Source organism: Cupriavidus sp. GW823-FHT07B10 (assembly GCF_058794355.1).
In genome coordinates this window covers 482,676-500,749 of record NZ_JBXAGS010000003.1, presented here as the reverse complement: position 1 = coordinate 500,749, position 18,074 = coordinate 482,676, and the positions used below count along the sequence as shown (strand labels likewise).

General features: G+C 68.5%; 16 protein-coding genes. 9 read left to right on the top strand and 7 right to left on the bottom strand.

Annotated features, from left to right (window positions below; genetic code table 11):
• The first annotated feature begins 79 nt into the window (after positions 1–79).
• Positions 80–331, top strand: coding sequence for a GlsB/YeaQ/YmgE family stress response membrane protein (locus AC1Q6V_RS10060; RefSeq protein ID WP_011617924.1), 252 nt, complete (start codon positions 80–82; stop codon positions 329–331).
• On the opposite strand, the gene AC1Q6V_RS10055 is transcribed toward AC1Q6V_RS10060, so the two are convergent.
• Complete coding sequence (locus AC1Q6V_RS10055; protein WP_454750703.1) at positions 304–3,570, bottom strand: transglycosylase domain-containing protein; 3,267 nt, start codon at positions 3,568–3,570, stop codon at positions 304–306. The two genes, AC1Q6V_RS10060 and AC1Q6V_RS10055, sit on opposite strands and share 28 nt — an antisense overlap.
• A 223-nt stretch (positions 3,571–3,793) precedes the next feature.
• On the bottom strand, positions 3,794–4,828 hold the full coding sequence (locus AC1Q6V_RS10050) for an aldo/keto reductase (protein ID WP_439669481.1): 1,035 nt from the start codon (positions 4,826–4,828) through the stop codon (positions 3,794–3,796).
• A gap of 296 nt (positions 4,829–5,124) precedes the next feature.
• Between AC1Q6V_RS10050 and AC1Q6V_RS10045 the strand changes: the two genes are divergently transcribed.
• From AC1Q6V_RS10045 to AC1Q6V_RS10035, 3 genes are all read left to right on the top strand, one after another.
• Entirely contained in the window at positions 5,125–6,354 is a 1,230-nt protein-coding gene (locus AC1Q6V_RS10045) for an NAD(P)/FAD-dependent oxidoreductase (RefSeq protein WP_011617926.1), read from the top strand.
• A 70-nt stretch (positions 6,355–6,424) separates the two neighbouring features.
• Positions 6,425–7,156 (top strand): 3-oxoacyl-ACP reductase FabG, encoded by a 732-nt coding sequence (gene fabG, locus AC1Q6V_RS10040; RefSeq protein WP_011617927.1) that lies wholly within the window; start codon positions 6,425–6,427, stop codon positions 7,154–7,156.
• Positions 7,157–7,181: 25 nt separating this feature from the next.
• Positions 7,182–8,399: a cation:proton antiporter gene (locus AC1Q6V_RS10035; protein ID WP_454750704.1), complete on the top strand. Its 1,218-nt coding sequence runs from the start codon at positions 7,182–7,184 to the stop codon at positions 8,397–8,399.
• Between the two features lie 15 nt (positions 8,400–8,414).
• Here AC1Q6V_RS10035 and AC1Q6V_RS10030 read toward each other — a convergent pair whose 3' ends face one another.
• Positions 8,415–9,320 carry a LysR family transcriptional regulator gene (locus tag AC1Q6V_RS10030; RefSeq protein ID WP_454750705.1) on the bottom strand — a complete coding sequence of 302 codons (906 nt, stop codon included), beginning with the start codon at positions 9,318–9,320 and terminating at the stop codon, positions 8,415–8,417.
• 136 nt (positions 9,321–9,456) lie between these two features.
• Between AC1Q6V_RS10030 and AC1Q6V_RS10025 the strand changes: the two genes are divergently transcribed.
• Positions 9,457–10,764, top strand: a complete 1,308-nt coding sequence (locus tag AC1Q6V_RS10025) for an SGNH/GDSL hydrolase family protein (RefSeq protein ID WP_439669484.1) — start codon at positions 9,457–9,459, stop codon at positions 10,762–10,764.
• On the opposite strand, the gene AC1Q6V_RS10020 is transcribed toward AC1Q6V_RS10025, so the two are convergent.
• The 3 genes from AC1Q6V_RS10020 to AC1Q6V_RS10010 all read right to left on the bottom strand — a co-directional run bounded on the left by AC1Q6V_RS10020 (position 10,722) and on the right by AC1Q6V_RS10010 (position 13,331).
• Positions 10,722–11,375 (bottom strand): glutathione S-transferase family protein, encoded by a 654-nt coding sequence (locus AC1Q6V_RS10020; RefSeq protein ID WP_058698797.1) that lies wholly within the window; start codon positions 11,373–11,375, stop codon positions 10,722–10,724. The two genes, AC1Q6V_RS10025 and AC1Q6V_RS10020, sit on opposite strands and share 43 nt — an antisense overlap.
• Before the next feature lie 42 nt (positions 11,376–11,417).
• The gene (pip, locus tag AC1Q6V_RS10015; protein ID WP_011617931.1) at positions 11,418–12,374 is read right to left on the bottom strand and encodes a prolyl aminopeptidase; all 957 of its coding nucleotides are present in this window, start codon (positions 12,372–12,374) and stop codon (positions 11,418–11,420) included.
• Positions 12,375–12,443: 69 nt separating this feature from the next.
• Positions 12,444–13,331, bottom strand: a complete 888-nt coding sequence (locus AC1Q6V_RS10010) for a LysR substrate-binding domain-containing protein (protein ID WP_454750706.1) — start codon at positions 13,329–13,331, stop codon at positions 12,444–12,446.
• A 146-nt stretch (positions 13,332–13,477) separates the two neighbouring features.
• On the opposite strand from AC1Q6V_RS10010, the gene AC1Q6V_RS10005 reads away from it, so the two are divergent.
• Together AC1Q6V_RS10005 and AC1Q6V_RS10000 are read left to right on the top strand one after the other, a co-directional pair.
• Positions 13,478–13,876, top strand: coding sequence for a RidA family protein (locus AC1Q6V_RS10005; protein WP_010810810.1), 399 nt, complete (start codon positions 13,478–13,480; stop codon positions 13,874–13,876).
• Entirely contained in the window at positions 13,873–15,006 is a 1,134-nt protein-coding gene (locus AC1Q6V_RS10000) for an NADH:flavin oxidoreductase (protein ID WP_454750707.1), read from the top strand. Before AC1Q6V_RS10005 ends, AC1Q6V_RS10000 begins: the two co-directional genes overlap by 4 nt.
• 14 nt (positions 15,007–15,020) lie before the next feature.
• Here the strand turns inward: AC1Q6V_RS10000 and AC1Q6V_RS09995 are convergent, their stop codons facing one another.
• The gene (locus AC1Q6V_RS09995) at positions 15,021–16,019 is read right to left on the bottom strand and encodes an AraC family transcriptional regulator (protein ID WP_037024847.1); all 999 of its coding nucleotides are present in this window, start codon (positions 16,017–16,019) and stop codon (positions 15,021–15,023) included.
• A gap of 190 nt (positions 16,020–16,209) precedes the next feature.
• On the opposite strand from AC1Q6V_RS09995, the gene AC1Q6V_RS09990 reads away from it, so the two are divergent.
• Entirely contained in the window at positions 16,210–17,190 is a 981-nt protein-coding gene (locus tag AC1Q6V_RS09990) for a quinone oxidoreductase family protein (RefSeq protein ID WP_010810813.1), read from the top strand.
• 25 nt (positions 17,191–17,215) lie between these two features.
• Positions 17,216–18,064: a TauD/TfdA dioxygenase family protein gene (locus AC1Q6V_RS09985; protein WP_011617934.1), complete on the top strand. Its 849-nt coding sequence runs from the start codon at positions 17,216–17,218 to the stop codon at positions 18,062–18,064.
• Positions 18,065–18,074 lie beyond the last annotated feature (10 nt).

Sequence of the window (18,074 nt, the reverse complement as noted above, 5' to 3'; positions counted from 1 at the left end):
CTGCTGCGTGTATCATGAAGCGCAACCGGCCGCCCCTTGCGGCCGGCATGGACTCAGACCACTACCGGGAGAGCGCATCATGATGGCATTCATTGGCACCGTGTTCGTTGGCCTTATCGTCGGCCTGATCGCCAGGGCGGTCAAACCCGGCGACGACAAGATGGGCTGGATCATGACCATCGTCCTGGGCGTGCTGGGCTCGCTGGCTGCAGGCTACGTCGGCCGCGCCATGGGCTGGTACCTGCCGGGCCAGCCGGCCGGCTGGATTGCGTCGGTGATTGGCGCGATCGTGCTGCTGGTGATCTACGGCATGGTCCGGCGCAAGGGCTGACTGGCGCGGCGCACGCCGGCGGCGTCCTGCGCGTCGGCCAGGGCCGGTACCTCGGGCGCGGCAGGCGCCTGCGGTACCGCGGCAGTATTGGGCGTGCCGCTGCGCGCCGGCCCCTGGAGGCCCTGGGCCAGCGTGGCGCCAGGCACGGCGTCGGCCGGCGTGGCCATGGCGGGCACGCGCGGCGTACGCAGGCCGGGCGCGGCATCATGGCAACGCAGCAGCGGGCGGTCGCCACCCGGCGCCATCGCCGACACCTGCGGCGCGACCGCCCGCAGAACCCGCACCGCCAGCGCGCTGGTAAAGCTGTAGCGCGCCGCATAGGGTTCTCTCACATTGACCACTACGGTGCCGAAGAAGCGCTCGCCCAGCGTGAACACAAAGGTGGCCGAGCGGTTCACCGAGCGCGACGAAATCAGCCGCCCGCCCGGCCCATAGACCTGGTAGCGCTGGTCGCCGGTGCCAGTCTTGCCCGCCACCGCCAGCGTGGCGCCGTCGCGCCCGGGCACCGTGAAGGCGCCGCGGATCGACCTGGCGGTGCCGCGCTCCACCACATCCAGCATCGAGCGCCGCGCCAGTTCGGCCACTTCGGCCGGCAATACCCGCTTGCCCGGACCCGGCTGCAGCACGTAGCGCGTGGCGTACGGCGTGCCGTCGGCAAACGCCAGGCTGCGCACCGCCGTGTTCTGCGTGACTACGCCGCCCGCCAGCAGGATGCCGGCCAGCTCCGCCAGCGCGGCCGGCCGGTCGCCCGCGGCACCGATGGCGCTGCCGTACGACGGCGTCAGGGAATCGAACGGATAGCCCAGCCGCTGCCAGCGCCGCGCAATCCGCGTGAAGGCGTCTTGCTCCAGCAGCGTGCGGATGCGGTTGTCCTGGCCGGCCTTGCTGCGCGTGCGGAACAGCCATTTGTACACTTCCTGGCGCTCGGCGGTGCTGGCCTTCAGGATCTCTGCCAGCGTCGCGTCGGGGTGCTGGTCGAGGTACTCCACCATCCACAGTTCCAGCGGATGCACCCGTGACAGGTAGCCCCGGTCGTTCAGGTTGAACTTGTCCTTGCCGTACTTGCGGTACAGCGCGCTCAGGTCTTCGCCGGCCAGCTGCTTGTCGCCCAGGCGGCCGCGCATGATGCGGATGTAGCTGTCCTCGTCCAGGTGCGGCCGCGCGCTCAGCAGCGTCACCGACATGCGCACCGCATTCAGGTGCGGCGTAGTCATGCGCACGCGGCCCAGCAGCGTGGCCAGGCGCAGCTCAGAACTCTTGCCGCGGTAGCGCTGGTAGAAGTTCGTCATGTAGGCGCTGCCCTCCTGGTCGGCAAAGCGCTCCAGGTAGGCGCGCCGGCCGGGCGCGTCGCGGTCATCGAAGAGCTCGCCAATGTCCGGGCTGGCGTGGAAGGTCTCGTAGCGCACGATGTCGCGCATCATGCGGATGAAGACCAGGTTGACCGAGTGCTGGAATGCGGTCCGCACCGTCAGGTTGCGCATGCCCGATTCACGCTCGAAATTGCTGAAGCTCTGCAGGCCGCCGCCGGTGTAGAAGGCTTCGCCGGCGCCGCCGGAGTACTTGCGCTCCATGGCGGCATCGAGCATGGCCATCAGCTCGCGCTCCGCGGGCTTGCGCGCCTTAAGCAAGTAATCGACCGCCCAGTGGCTGAGCGCGTCCTGGCGTGCCAGCGGCACCGCGGCCAGCTGTGCGCTGGTCATGCCGGCATAGCGCGCGTGCAGCTCGCTGATGATCTCCAGGTAGGTCACCAGCGTGCGCAGCTTGGCCGTGGAACCCAGGTTCAGGCGCGCGCCGCTGTTGATATCAAAGGGCTGGTCGATATTGTCGGCCTGGATCCGCACCACGCTGGCATTGCCCACGCGCTCATACAGCGTGAAGCTCGTCATCAGTTTCGACGGGTCGTCGTGGTCGCGCAGCAGGTTGTGGCCGTACAGGCCCATGGCGCGCGCATCGGCCTTGTTGTTCACGCGCTGCAGCGTTTCGGTGACGATGCGCTGCGCCTCGCGGTTGACGGTGCTGTCCACGGTCAGGTCGAGCCGGTCCATGTCGTAGCGGCTCTCCACCCCGGTGAGCCGGGTGATATCGGCACGCACCCGGTTGACGGCCTTGCGCGTGACAAAGGGCTCCTGCGGCGGGCTCTGGGGTGGCGCGGCCTTGTCCAGCGGCTGCGCCAGCGCTACGTCGCGCAGCTCGGCGGTGATGACGTTGTTGGCCGCCAGCAGGCGCAGGTAGCTGCCGGTCAGCGCATCCAGGTTGGTGTCGTCGCGGCGCAGGTGGTAGGACGGGCGGCGCTGCGAGATGATCAGCGACAGTGCGCGCTTGAAGGCCTGCGCCTGGCGCGGCTCGGGCGCGTGCTGGTCCAGTTCCTTGAGCAGCCGGTTGACCTCGCCGAAGTCCTCGCCATACCAGACCCAGAGCCCATCGCCGATGCCGTTGATCTCGCCGAAGCCGGCGCGCGCCGACAGCGGCACCGTGTTCAGGTAGTCGACCACGATGCGCTCGCGCGCGCGCTGAGTGTCGGGGCCGTCCAGGTAGGCACGCAGCGACGCCGACGCCATCTGGCGGAATTTCTCCGGGATCGATGCGGTGCGCCCTTCGGGCGAGTGCCGGTATTTCTCGATCTGCGTGGCCAGCGTGCTGCCGCCGGGCGCGTCATGCGACTTGTCGGCAAGCCGGATCACCTGGTCGAGCACCGCGCGCGACAGCCGGCGCCAGTCCAGCGCCGGGTTCATATTGGGGTATTCCGGGTTGAGCAGGCCCTGGTTCTCGACATAGAGCAAGGCGCTCACCAGCAGCGGCGGCACCGTGCCGAAGTCCGGGTACTGGCGCTGCGGATAACGCTCGAACGCCAGCGTCAGCCCGTTGCAGTCGCGCAGCAGCAGGCCCGCCTGGTTCTTCTCGCGGTAGGGCGTGAACAGGCCTTCGTCGATCAGCCGCACCATCTCGGGCGACATGCGCGCCTGTTCGGCGGGAACGTAGCCGCGCTGCTCCAGCCGCTGCGCGAACAGCGGCACCTGGCCGTAGCCCATGCGGGCGTCATAGGGCCCGGAATGCGGGAAACGGATGCTGTCGCTGGCGCCCGGCAGGATCTCGAATGTCAGCCGCTGCCCCAGGCTGCCGATCAGCCGCGCCTGCAAGTGCGAGTTGTGCACTTCGCTTGCGACAAAGCTGTACACAACATAGGCGCCCCCACCAAGGGCGACCGCCAAGCCAGCGAAGATCCAGCCACGACGCGACACGTTTGGGCTTCCCTGTTGGGCCGATGCAGCGCGCAGGGGCTGTCATGCACCGGCTCGAAGCGCAATGTTCTCGCGGCGCGCGCACGCCGCGCGCCGCCTGTCTTGATATTAGTAGGAGTAAAGGCAGCCTGCAGCAAGCGCACGCGCGGGCATTGTGCCGTTGCATACAGGCATCACTCCAGGCAGCGCCTGAGCCACATTGCGCCCCTGTCCGAAACGGTCATCAGGCTGCCTGCGCACGTGCCACGGGCCGCCCCCCGAACGGATAGCCCGGGTCGTTGTAGCCGTGCGTCGAGGCATGGCCCGGCGACACCAGCGCATCGACCATCGATTCTTCCTCGGGCGTGATGACGGCAGCGGGCGCGCCCAGGTAGTCCTCGAATTGCGCGAGCGTGCGCGGACCGGCAATGACCGACGAGATGATCGGGTTGGCCAGCACCCACGCCGTGGCGAACTGGCCCGGGGTCAGCCCGCGCCCTTCGGCATGGGCCTTGAGCTGCTGTGCAATCAGCAGCGACTCTTCACGGAACTCGGTTTCCATCATGCGGCGGTCTGCGCGGCCTGCGCGCGTACCCTCGCCCGGTGCCTGCCCGGGCGCGTACTTGCCGGTCAGCACGCCGCGCGCCACCGGGCTGTAGGGCACCACGCCCAGCCCGTAGTGCTCGCATGCCGGCAGGATCTCCACCTCCGGCATCCGGTTCAGCAGGTTGTAATAGGGCTGGCATGCCACCGGGCGCGGCACGCCCAGCTCGCCGCACAGCCGTGCGATCTCTGCGATGCGCCAGCCGCGGAAGTTCGACACCGCCCAGTAGCGGATCTTGCCGCTGCGCACCAGGTCGCCCATCGCCCGCACCGCCTCTTCCAGGTTCGCGCCGGGATAGTCACGGTGCAGGTAGAGAATGTCGATGTAGTCCGTCGCCAGCCGGTGCAGGCTGTCCTCCACCGCGCGCAGGATCCAGGTCCGCGAATAGTGCCCGTGATTGGGCGCCGCCTGCATCGCGTTGCCCAGCTTGGTGGCAAGCACCCAGTCGTGGCGGCTGGCGGTCAGCAGGCGCCCGACCATCTGCTCCGACGCGCCCTTGGTATACACGTCGGCGGTGTCGATGAAGTTCACGCCGTGGTCGCGCGCGCTGGCGACGATGCGGGCGGCTTCGGCCTCATCGGTCTGGTCGGCGAACATCATGGTGCCCAGGCAAAGTGCCGAAACGCGCAGGTTGCTGGCGCCGAGGCGGCGGTAGGGCATGGTGGTGGCGGGCATGGTGGCTCCTTGGGTGGGGTGGGATGGCGTCGGGTTGGTGAAAGCACAGGGCACAGGCGGAAACGGCAGACTGTGACCACGGTTCCACATTTTGCCGCGAGTCGGCGTGGCTTGCTGGCCCCCTGCCGGTTTCCGTGCGGCCCATCGGGGATCCAGCCCGGGAGAATTGGTTTCAATATGTTGCAGGCCGGCCAACGGGAGCCAATTTGCAGTCATATTCTCGCGTTTGCCGCGGAGGATGACGCTTTGCGCTACCCTCGCGGCGTTCATGCAAGAGAAGAAAAGAGTCGAACCTTATGAAAACGGAAACCACGGATGTCGTCATCATCGGCGCAGGGCCCGCGGGCTCGGTCGCGGCCGGCTTGCTGCGCAAGCATGGGATTCCGGTGCTGGTGATCGAGAAGGAGACGTTCCCGCGCTTTTCCATCGGCGAAAGCCTGCTGCCGCAGAGCATGGCCTACATCGAAGAGGCAGGCATGCTGCGCGCGGTGGTGGAAGCGGGCTTCCAGTACAAGAACGGCGCCGCCTTCGCGCGCGGCGACCAGCAGACCGCCTTTGACTTTCGCGAGAAGTTCTCGCCCGGCTGGGGCACCACCTACCAGGTGCAGCGCGCGCGCTTTGACGACGTGCTGATCCGCGAGGCGGCGCGCCAGGGCGCCGAGGTGCGCTTCTCGCACCTGGTCGAGGACGTCGACGTCAGTGGCGCGCAGCCGGAGGTGACCGTGCGTGCGCCGGACGGCAGCCGGTACAGCGTGCGCGCGAAGTTCCTGCTCGATGCCTCCGGCTTTGGCCGCATCCTGCCGCGCCTGCTGCAGCTGGAATCGCCGTCGGGCTTCCCGGTGCGCAGCGCGCTCTTCACCCACGTGGAAGACCGCATCGCGCCGGGCGCCTTCGATCGCAACAAGATCCTGATCAGCGTGCATCCGCAACACCCTGACGTCTGGTACTGGACCATCCCGTTCTCGGACGGCCGCTGCTCGCAGGGCGTGGTTGCCGAGAAGGCATTCCTGGACCGCTACACGGGCACCGAGACCGAACGGCTGCGGGCGCTGGTGGCCGAGGAACCCGGCCTGGCAAAGCTGCTTGGCAACGCGCAGTGGGACACCCCCGCGCGCCAGATCGCCGGCTATTCGGCCAATGTGAAGTCCCTGTGGGGCAACGGCTATGCGCTGCTCGGCAATGCCGGGGAGTTCCTGGACCCGGTGTTCTCGTCCGGCGTGACCATCGCCTTCAAGTCGGCCAGCCTGGCGGCGCAATGCCTGGTGCGCCAGCTTGCCGGCGACACCGTGGACTGGGAGCAGGACTTCGCCCAGCCGCTCAAGGCCGGCGTGGACTGCTTCCGCGTGTTTGTCGAAGCCTGGTACGAGGGCCGCTTCCAGCAACTGATCTTCCATCCCAATGCCAACTCCGAGATCCGCGACATGATCTCGTCGATCCTGGCCGGCTACGCGTGGGACCGCAGCAACCCCTTCGTGGCCGAGCCGCGCCGCCGGCTGGCGGTGCTGGAAGAATTCTGCCGCGTATGATGCGCCGCATCTGCACGCTTTCCGCGTTCGCGCCTGCGCCCGCAGAGGACTTTTTTCAAGGACACCTGGTATGACCAATCCGACCGTACTGGTTACGGGATCGTCGCGCGGCATCGGTCGCGCCATCGCCCTGCGGCTGGCCCGCGACGGCTATGACGTGGTGGTGCATTGCCGCTCGCGCCGCGACGAAGCCGACTCCGTCGCCGACGCGGTGCGCGCTTGCGGCCGCAAGGCCCGCGTGTTGTGCTTCGACGTGGCCCGGCGCGAGGAAGCCGCTGCCGCGCTGCTGGCCGATATCGCCGCACATGACTGCTACTACGGCGTGGTGTGCAACGCCGGCCTGGCGCGCGACGCGGCCTTCCCGGCCATGAGCGGCGCCGAATGGGACGAGGTGGTGCACACCAACCTCGACGCCTTCTACAACGTGCTCAACCCGGTGGTGATGCCGATGGTGCAGCGGCGCCAGCCCGGGCGCATCGTCACGCTGTCGTCGGTCTCGGGCCTGGTGGGCAACCGCGGCCAGACCAACTACAGCGCGGCCAAGGCCGGCATCATCGGCGCCACCAAGGCGCTGGCGATCGAACTTGCCAAACGCGCCATCACAGTCAACTGCGTGGCGCCCGGCCTGATCGACACCGACATGGTCGAGCAGCACGTGCGCGACGAGGCGCTGCGCATGATCCCGGCGCGGCGGCTCGGCACGCCCGACGAAGTGGCCGCGACCGTGGCCTTCCTGATGTCGCCCGACGCTGGCTATATCACGCGCCAGGTGATCTCGGTCAACGGGGGCATGTTCGGATGAAGCGCGTCGTCGCCAGCGTGACCCCATGAACGGGGTCAGCATCTTCTTCCTGCAGGCGATGCTGGTGGTCGCCCTGCCCTACCTGCTATGGCGTGGTGCCGGCCTGCGCTCGGTGTTTCCGCTGGTCGGTGTGCAGGTGCTGGCCGGCATCGTGCTGGGGCCGTCGGTGTTCGGGCAACTGGCACCGCAGGGCTGGACCGCGCTGTTCGGCCCTGATCGCCTGCCGATGCTGTCCGGCCTGCAGTGGCTGGCGGTGACGCTGTTCTGCTTCCTGACCGGCCTGCACCTGCGCGAAGACAGCGTGCCCGCGCACTGGCGCGCGACCCTGCAGATCTCGCTGGGCAGCATTGCGGCGCCGTTCGCGCTGGGGGCCGCTGCCGGCTGGTGGATGACCACGGCCGGCTGGCCGGTCGCGGGGGAACTGGCCAGCCCCTCCTGGTTTGCCTGCGCCATGGGCATCTGCACCGCCGTCACGGCGCTGCCGGTGCTGGGTGCGCTGCTGCGCGAGATGCGCCTGACCGGCACCCGCCTGGGCCAGCTGGCCTTGCGCTGCGCGGCCGTCAACGATGCCTGGGTGTGGCTGTTCCTGACCCTGGTGCTGCTGCAGCATGGCGGCCAGGACGGCGCCAGCGGCCTCATCGTGGCGGCCCGCGCCGGTGTTTACCTGGCGTTCATGTTCCTGGCGGTGCGCCCCGCGCTGGCATGGCTGCTGCGCCGCCGCGCGCCGGAGACCGAGCTGCTGCTGGCGATGGCGCTGTTCCTGGTACTGGCGTCGGCATTCCTGGGGGAGTTGGCCGGGCTGCACCATGTGATGGGCGGCTTCGTCGCCGGACTGGTATGGCCCGCACGCGAAGCGCAGCGTGTGCGCCAGCAGCTCGAACCGGTCACGGTGGTGGTGCTGCTGCCCTTCTTTTTCCTGGCCGCCGGACTGCGCACCGAGATCTCGCTGGATAATCCGATGACACTGTGGATCGCGTTGCTGTCGCTGGTCATCGCGATCACCGGCAAGATGGCCGGCGTCGCGCTGCCCGCACGCCGCGCCGGCATGGGCTGGCACGAATCGCTGGCACTGGGCACGCTACTGCAGACCAAGGGCCTGGTCGAGGTGGTGGTGCTGACCGTGCTGCTGGACGCGCGCATCATCAGCACCGCGGCGTTTTCCGGACTGTTGCTGATGGCGCTGGCCAGCACGCTGCTGGCGCGGCCGTTGACGATGCTGGTAGCGCGGGGCCGGTTGCATTAAGCGCCATCCGGCCGCTCACACCGGAGTCAATCCCGGCAACCCTGCAATCGCCTGCGCCAGGTAGTCCAGCAAAAGCCGCACCCGCTCCGGCTGGTAGCGCCGCGACGGATAGACCAGGAAGGCTTCCTGCGCCGGACCGCTCCAGCGTGGCAACACGCGCTGCAGGGCGCCGCTGTCGAGCAGGTCCTGCACCAGCCATGCCGGCGTCATGCCAAAGCCGGCGCCGGCCAGGAAGCTTTCGCGCATCGCCAGCGAGTTGTTGACGCGGTAGCGGCAGGACGCGCTGACCGGCGCCTGCCCGCCGGGCCCGTCGAGCACGATCTCGTCGCCGGCGGCCAGCCAGGTGAAGCGCAGGATCTGGTGCCGCGCCAGGTCGGCCGGCTGCCGGATGCGCGGATGGCGTGCGAGGTAGTCGGGCGAGGCTACCAGCAGCCGCGGCGACACCGCGATGCGGCGCGCGACCACATTGGGCGGCAGCGAGGCGCCGAGGCGCACCGCGATGTCGACGCCCTCCTCCACCAGGTCGACGAAGCGGTCGTCGAACAGCAACTCCACCTCTACCTCCGGATAGCGCTGCTGGAACGCCAGCACCAGCGCATTGAGCCGCAGCACGCCGAAGCTGGCCGGCGCGCTGACACGCACCCGCCCGGCCGGCTGCCCGGACATGCCACGCGCATCGCTGACCGCCTCGCCGTATTCATCCAGCACGCGGCGCGCGCGCTCATGGAAGCGCCGCCCCGCCTCGGTCGGCGACAGGCTGGTGGTGCTGCGCTCCAGCAGCCGCACGCCCATCTCTTTCTCCAGCGCAGCCACGACCTTGCTGATGGTCGGCTGGGTCGACTGCAGCTCGCGCGCCACCGCCGACAGGCTGCCCAGCTCCACGGCGCGCACGAAGACCTGCATTGCCCTGATGGTGTCCATGCCGTTCCTTGTGTGCCCACTCATTCCATCATGGCATGAGCGATATGCCATTCTGCCCGCTACCTGTCATTTCTGGAATGCCCTACCTTTGGCGCCATCCCGGCACCAACGCCGGTCCACGAACCGAGGCAAACCCATGTTCCGCATTCCCCGCATCCTGCGCCGCCTGACTGCGCTGACGTTGTCCGCCACCATCGCCAGCACCGCGGCGCTGGCCAGCCCCTTGCAAGACCCGGCCTGGCTGACCAGCTGGATGGCAAGCCAGCAGCCGGTGTGGCAGCCCGGCGCCCAGCCGCTGCCGACCGGCGTGCCCGCGGTGCTGTCCGGCCAGACGCTGCGCCAGGTGGTACGGCTCAGCGTGGGCGGCAAGCGCGTGCGCGTGGTGCTGTCCAACCCCTACGGCCGCCACCCGGTCGCGGTCGGCGCGGCGCAACTCGCGCGCCATGCCGGCGGTGGCAGTACCGATGCGGCGGGCAGCAGCGCGGTGACGTTCCGCGGCAGCGCGTCGGTGATTCTCCCGGCTGGCCAGTCCGTGGCAAGCGATCCGGTCGTCTTCGACTCCCCCGTACTGGGCGAACTGGCACTCAGCCTCTACCTGCCGCAACCGACAGCGATCGAGTCGTTCCATTGGGATGGGCGCCAGACCGCGTGGCTCGTGGCCGGCAATGCGACCAGGCAGGCCACGCTGCCTGCGCCGCAGTCGTTCAGCGCACGTATCCTGCTCAGCGAGGTGCAGGTCGATGCGCCCGGGCATGCCGGCGCCGTGGTGGCCCTCGGCGATTCGATCACCGAGGGCAACGGCTCAACCCCCGACACCAACCGCCGCTGGCCCGACGTGCTGGCACAGCGTGCTGCCGGCAACGGCGTGGCTGTGCTCAATGCCGGCATCTCCGGCGGCCGGCTGCTGCGCGATGGCATGGGGGAGTCCGCGCTGGCGCGGCTGGATCGCGACGTACTGAGCCAGCCGCATGTGCGCACCGTGATCGTGGCGATCGGCATCAACGATATCGCCTGGCCAGGCTCCACCTTTGCACCGGGCGATGCGGTGCCGCAGGCCGCCGAGCTGATCGAGGGCTACCGCCGCCTGATCGCGCGCGCCCATGCGCGCGGCGTGCGCGTGATCGGCGCCACCATCACGCCGTTTGCGGGGGCGCTGCGCGATACGCCGATCCGCGGCTATGACAGCCCGGGCAAGGAAGCGGTGCGGCTGGCGGTCAACGACTGGATCCGCAACGGCGGCGCGTTCGATGGGGTGGTGGACTTCGACGCCGCGGTGCGCGATCCCGCGCGCCCGCAGGCGCTGCTGCCGGCGTTCGACAGCGGCGACCACCTGCATCCCGGCGACGCGGGCTATCGCGCCATGGCGGCGCAGATCGATGCGGCGCTGCCTGAGCTTGGCCGTCAGTCCCGGTCCGGCGCACCCGGTGGAAAGAGCGGACGGTAAGGCCGCGCCTCGTCCACCGCGCGCGCGAACGATGGCCGCGCCAGCAGCCGGTTGCGATAAGCGCGCACATTGCCGCGCGCATCGGGGATGGGATGCACCCAGTCCGCGTAGAACAGCGATGGCGCGGCAGCGCAATCGGCCAGAGTGAAGGCGCCGCCCGCGGCCCATTCCCGGCCGGCCAGCGTTGGCTCGAGCCAGGCGTAGGCCGAGTCAAGCAGCTTGCGCCCCTCGGCCACGCCATAGGCATCGCGGTGCTCCGCCGGGCGCAGGTAGTCGGCCACGATGCGTTGCATCGGCGTCATCACGTACTGGTCGAAGAAGCGGTCGAGCATGCGCACTTCCAGCGCGGCGTCGGGCGAATCCGGCAGCCAGCGCACCGGGCCGCGGTGATGCTGGTCCAGGTAGTCGATGATGATGCTGGACTCGAACACCGTGCGGCTGCCATCGACCAGCACCGGCATGCGCCTGAGCGGCCACAGCCTGGCGAGTTCGTCCATGTTCTGCGCGTGTTCAGGCGACAGCATCCGGAATTCGAAGGGGATGGCGTTCTCGTACAGCGCAACCAGGACCTTCTGGCAATAGGACGAAAACGGGTGGGCGTATAGCTCCATCGTGGTCTCCGGTGGTGATCTTCGGTGGTGGTCGGCGCGCGACTACTGCTGCGCCGCAAAGCGATCGGTCGCGGCAATCAGCTGGTCCATGATGCCCGGCTCGGTCCACGCATGGCCGGCGCCTTCGATCAGGTGGAAATCGGCCGCGGGCCACGCCTGGTGCAGCGCATAGGCATAGCGCACCGGGCACGGCATGTCATAGCGGCCGTGCACGATCACGCCGGGGATGTCGGCCAGCTTGTGCGCGTCGCGCAGCAGCTGCCCGTCTTCCAGCCAGCAGCGGTGCGTGAAATAGTGGTTCTCCAGCCGCGCGAACGCCAGCGCGAAGTGCCCGTCGTCATGCTTGGCGCTGTTGCCGGCGTCCGGCAGCAGCGTGATGGTCTCGCCTTCCCAAACGCTCCATGCGCGTGCCGCTTCCACCTGCTTGTCCTGGTCGTCACCAGTCAGCAGCTTGCGGTACGCGGCCATCATGTTGCCGCGCTCGGCCTCGGGCACCGGCGCCTGGAAACGCGCCCATTTGTCGGGGAACATCTCGGACACGCCGTATTGGTAGTACCAGTCCAGCTCGGCCTGCGACACCGTGTAGATGCCACGCAGCACCAGCTCGCTGACGCGCTGCGGGTGCTTCTGCGCATAGGCCAGCGCCAGCGTCGAGCCCCATGAGCCGCCGAACACCAGCCAGCGCTCCACGCCGGCCAGATCGCGCAGGCGCTCGATATCGTCGACCAGGTGCCAGGTGGTGTTGGCCTCCAGCCCCGCATGCGGCGTCGAACGCCCGCAGCCGCGCTGGTCGAACAGCAGCACGTCATAGCGCGCCGGATCGAACAGCCGCCGGTGGTCCGCAGAGATCCCGCCACCGGGCCCGCCGTGCAGGAACACCGCCGGCTTGGCGCCGGGCGTGCCCACGCGCTCGTAGTAGATGACATGCCCGTCGCCGACATCCAGCGTGCCGGTTTCATAGGGCTCGATTTCGGGATAGAGGGTACGCAAGGCCGGCATGGATATGGGTCTACGGAGATCGGGAGCCACAGTGTACGCCGGAGGGAACGTCAAACAGTAGCCCGCCCCTTAACCGGCGAACACCGCCTTCACCCAGTCCCTCAGCAACCGCGTGGCGGGACGCTCCGCGGCGCGCTCGCTGTAGACAAGGTCATAGCGGAAACTCTCCAGCGTAAGCCCGAAGGGCTGCACCAGCACGCCCGAGGCCAGCTCTTCGGCGACCAGCGTCAGGCTGAGCAGGCCGACTCCCTGTCCCGCAATGGTGGCCTGCACGGCGTGGATCTCGTCGGTAAAGCTGAGGCCCGCCTGTGGATCGGTGATCTCGACGCCGGCGTGCGCCAGCCACTGGTGCCATACCGGCGCGCGCTCGTCATCGCGCGCGCCGGCGCCCCATTCGAAGTGCACCAGCGTGGCGTGCTTCAGGTCTTGCACGCTGGCCAGCTTCAGGCCGGGGCTGCAGACCGGCGCAAACCGGTCGCAGAACAACGGCTCGACCACCAGGCCGGGATAGCTGCCGCTGCCGTAGCGGATGGCAGCGTCCGCATCGTGGTCCAGGTCGACGACCTGGTCCGACGCATCCAGGCGCAGCGTCCAGTCAGGGTAGGCCGTGCGGAACTGGCCGGCGCGCGGTGCCAGCCGCCTGGCCATGAAGGCAACCGTCGACTTCAGCGTGGCAACGTTGGCCTGTCCGCTGCGCTGCACCGCCAGCACGGCGCGCTCCATCCCGTCCAGGCCGTCCCGCACCGCGGGAAACAACTGATGCCCGGCGGGCGTCAGGCGCACCTTGCGGGTCTGGCGCTCGAACAGCTTCACGCCAAGGCTCTCTTCCAGCAACCGGATCTGGTGGCTGACCGCCGTCGGCGTGACGTGCAGTTCGTCCGCCGCGTGCTTGAAGCTGGCGCGCCGGGCGGCGGCTTCAAAGGTGCGCAGGGCACCCAGTGGCGGCAGTTTGCGCAAGCCTCCCCCTTAGATGAGATGTATTCATGTGTCGACTGAAAAGCGACCATTTGTCGCGGCCTGATCTCCGCTCCGATACTTGACCTAGCTGATCGGCCACCCACGCGATCAGGTGAATTCTACTAAATCATCTACCGGAGTCAGCAATGCTACTGGAACAAGTCCACACCCAACCCGACCCTTATGCTCCCTATCTGCTTTCGCAAGCCATCCGGGCCGGCGGCTTCCTCTTTGTCTCCGGCCAGGCCGGGGTCGGCGACGATGGCGCCATCGTGGGCCGTGACGACTTCGATGCCCAGGCCGAGCAGGCGTTCAGCAACCTCAGGCGCGCGCTGCAGGCGGGCGGCTCGGGGCTGGACCGCGTGGTGAAGGTGACGATTTTCCTGACCTCGATGGCACACTTCCCGAAGATCGTCGCACTGCGCCGCAAGTGGTTCTCTGCTCCCTATCCGGCCGACACCATCGTCGAGGTCTCGGCGCTCTACTCGCCGGACGCGAAGATCGAGATCGAAGCCATCGCCCTGGCCGCAGAGGCTGCGCGATGACCACGCCCGCCGCGCCCTCACTGTTCGATACGCTGGCCCTGAACGGCGTGCCGCTGCGCAACCGGCTCGCGGTGGCGCCGATGACGCGCATCAGCGCCACCGCCGCAGGCGTTCCCACCGAGGCCATGACGCGCTACTACGCAGGCTTTGCCCGCGGCGGCTTTGGCCTCATCGTCACGGAGGGCATCTATACCGACCGTGCCTATGCCCAGGGCTATGCCGGCCAGCCCGGTTTGACGGATGCGCAGCAAGTGGCCGCGTGGCGCCAGGTGGTTGCCGCGGTCCACCAGCAGGGCGGGCGCATCGTGGCCCAGCTGATGCACGCCGGTGCGCTGTCGCAGGCCAACCGCTTCCGCGACCACACGGTCGGGCCCTCGGCGGTGCAGCCCAAGGGGCTGCAGATGACCGTGTATGCCGGCAAGGGTCCATACCGGATGCCGCGCGCCATGGAAGAGGCGGACATCCTGCAGGCCATCGAAGGCTTTGCGCAGGCCGCCCGGCTGGCCCGTGACGCGGGTTTCGACGGCGTTGAAATCCACGGTGCCAATGGCTATCTGCTGGATCAGTTCCTGACGGGCTATACGAATCAACGCCAGGACGCCTGGGGCGGCAGCATCGCACAGCGCATGCGCCTGCCGCTGGAAACCGTCCGCGCGGTGCGCGTTGCCGTGGGAGCTGGCTTCCCCGTCGGCGTGCGCATCTCGCAAGGCAAGGTCAATGATTTCGTCCACAAGTGGCCGGAAGGCGCGGAAGGCGCGGCCGCCGTTTTCTCCGCGCTCGCGGCAAGCACCGTGGACTACCTCCACGTGACGGAGCACGAAGCATGGCAGCCCGCCTTCGCGGACGACGGCGCGACGCTGGTGCAGCTTGCACGCCGTGCCGCGCCCGGGCTCACGATCATGGCCAACGGCAGCCTGCATGAGCCATCGCGCGCGGCCGGCCTGCTGGACGATGGCGCGACGCTGGTCGCGCTCGGACGCGGCGCCCTTGCGAATCCGGACTGGCCGGTGCTGGTGTGCGAGGGACAGCCGGTGCGGCCGTTCGATGCGGCCGTCCTCGCGCCGCTGGGCAATATCAAGGATGCCGAGCTGGCGCTGCGCGAAGCACGCGCGACGGTGACGCCAGGCTGACGGCATCGTCCGCGCTAGCGTTGCGCGTGATCCCTGCGCCAGCTGGCCGGCGCCATCCCGAACTGCGCAGAAAACCACCGGGTAAAGGAGCTGGCCGACCCATACCCCAGCAACTGCGACACCCGCAGCAGCGAATAGCGCGGGTTCTCCACGTACCGTCGCGCCAGTTCACGCCGCACGTCGTTCAGGATCTCAGTAAAGGTCTCGCCCGCGTCGTCGAGCTGGCGCTGCATGGTGCGCAGGCTCAGGCCCAGGCCCTCCGCCACGGCCTCGCAGGTGGCGCGGCCCATTGGCAGCATCAGGTAGATGGCGGCGCGCACTTCATGGCCGATGGACTGCGGGTTGGCGCGCGGCAGCGTGTCGATGAACTGCTGCGCGTAGCGTGCCATGACCGGATCCGCCGTCGGGTTCGGCGCGTCGAGGTCGGCCGCGCGGCAGATGATGCCATTGCAGTCCGCGTTGAACTCCAGCGGGCAACCGAACAGGCGGCGATGGATGCGCAGGTCGGCCGGCGGCGCATGCGTGAAGCTCACGCCGATCGGCTGCCAGCGCGGACCCAGCAGCAGCGCGCACATGCGGAAGACGACGCCGATGGCCAGCTCGGTGGCCTGCCGCGAGGGCGCGTCGCTGAGCACTTCCTGCCGGATGACCACGGCGCTGCCGGCATCCTCGAGCAACAGCGCCACCGAGTCATTGACCAGGTGCCGGTAGCGGATGGTGGTGGCCAGCGCGGCGCGCAGCGTGGGCTGCTGGCTGATCAAGAGGCTCATCACGCCAAAGTCCGACAGCTGGCGCGACTCCGCCATGCGCAGCCCGAAGGTCGGGCAGGCCGAGGCCTGCGCGGCGGCTTCCAGCAGCGCCACGCAGGCGCTGAGCGGGACGCGCTGGTCGGGATCGTCCAGCCAGGCCCGCCGCAGTCGCGCCTGGCGCAGCAACGGCTGCGGATCCAGGCCGAGGTCGCGCGAAACCTCGAGGAAGTTGGTTAGTGCGGCAGCACGTATCAGGGTTTCCAAGCCAGCGTTGCCTTGCGATGAGATGTCAGTCGGGGGCGCGGTCTGCCCGCCGCAGCAGCGATCATAGGGCCGCATGGCATGAAATGCAAAGTCATCGGGAGCCAATGCAAAGCCGGCCGGGGCAGCAATCTCTACAGTTCCCTGCAGCTGCAGCGTGTTCTGCACCAACCAGACTCCAGGAGACAAGACCATGGCAAACGTTGTCCGCATGTACGAGACCGGCGGCCCCGAAGTGCTTCGCTATGAACACATGGAAGTGGGCGATCCGGGCCCCGGACAGGTCCGCATCCGCCACGTCGCAGTGGGACTGAACTACGCCGACACCTACTTCCGCAATGGCACCTATCCCGTGCCGCTGCCCAGCGGCATGGGCGTGGAAGCCGCCGGCGTGGTGGTATCCGTCGGCCCGGGCGTGACCAACGTGGCGGCGGGCGACCGCGTCACCTACACCGGCTTCGTCAACACGCTGGGCGCCTACAGCACCGAGCGCCTGGTACCGGCCGCGCCGCTGATCCGCCTGCCCGAGAGCATTGCCTTCGAAACCGCCGCGGCCATGACCATGCGCGGGCTGACCTCGGCCTACCTGATGCGCCGCATCTATCCGTTCAGCCAGGGGGACACCATCCTGCTGCACGCCGCGGCGGGCGGGGTCGGGCTGATCGTGTCGCAGTGGGCCAAGCTGCTGGGCCTGACGGTGATCGGCACGGTGTCCACCGAAGCCAAGGCCGAAGTGGCGCGTGCGCACGGCTGCGACCACATCATCCAGTACACCCGCGAAGACGTAGCCAAGCGCGTGCGCGAGCTGACCGACGGCGTGGGGGTCTCGGTGGTATTCGACAGCGTCGGCAAGACCACCTTCATGGCGTCGCTGGATTCGCTCAAGCGGCGCGGCACCATGGTGTGCGTGGGCACCGCATCGGGCCCGATTCCGCCGTTCGACCCCGTGCTGCTGGCGATGAAGGGATCGCTGTTCCTGACGCGCCCGGCGCTGGCCGACTACATCGCCGACCCTGCGGAGAAGCAAGCGCTGGCGGGCGAGCTGTTCGACCACGTGGGCGCGGGCCGCATCCGCATCGGCATCAACCAGCGCTATGCGCTGGAAGACGCGGTCCAGGCGCACCAGGACCTGGAGGCGCGCCGTACCACCGGCTCGTCGATCTTCGTCATCTGAGAACAACAACAGAGGAGACCACACCATGCATGCAGAACCCCTGACCTGCACCATTGGCGCCGAACTGAGCGGCGTCAGCCTGGCCGATGCATCACGCGACGCCGGCCTGTTCACCGAGATCAAGGCGCTGCTGCTGCAGCACAAGGTGCTGTTCCTGCGCGACCAGGACATCACCCGCGCCGAACACGTTGCCTTTGCCCGCCGCTTCGGCGAACTGGAAGACCACCCGGTGGTAGGCAGCGACCCGGAGCACCCGGGCCTGGTGCAGATCTACAAGTCGCCCGACAGCAAGGTCGAGCACTACGAGAACTCGTTCCATTGCGACGCCACCTGGCGCCAGGCGCCGCCGATGGGCTGCGTGCTGCGCTGCGTGGAAACGCCGGCAGTGGGCGGCGACACCATCTGGGTGAACATGGGCGAGGCGTACCGCCGCCTGCCGCAAGACATCAAGGCCCGCATCGAAGGCCTGCGCGCCAAGCACAGCATCGAACACACCTTCGGCGCCAATATGCCGCCGGAGAAGCGTGCCGCGCTGGCGGCGCAGTTCCCGATGGTGGAGCATCCCGTGGTGCGCACCCACCCGGAGACGGGCGAGAAGGTCCTGTTCGTCAACGCCTTCACCTCGCACTTTGCCAACTACCACCGCGACGACGTGGTCCGCTTCGGCAAGGATTTCATGCCCGGCGCCGGCGATCTGCTGCACTACCTGTGCGCGCAGGCGGAGATCCCGGAGTACCAGGTGCGCTGGCGCTGGAAGAAGAACAGCGTGGCGATCTGGGACAACCGCTGCACCCAGCATTACGCAGTGCAGGACTATGCGCCCACGGTGCGCAAAATGGAGCGCGCCGGCATCATCGGCGACGTGCCGTTCTGACGGAGGCAGA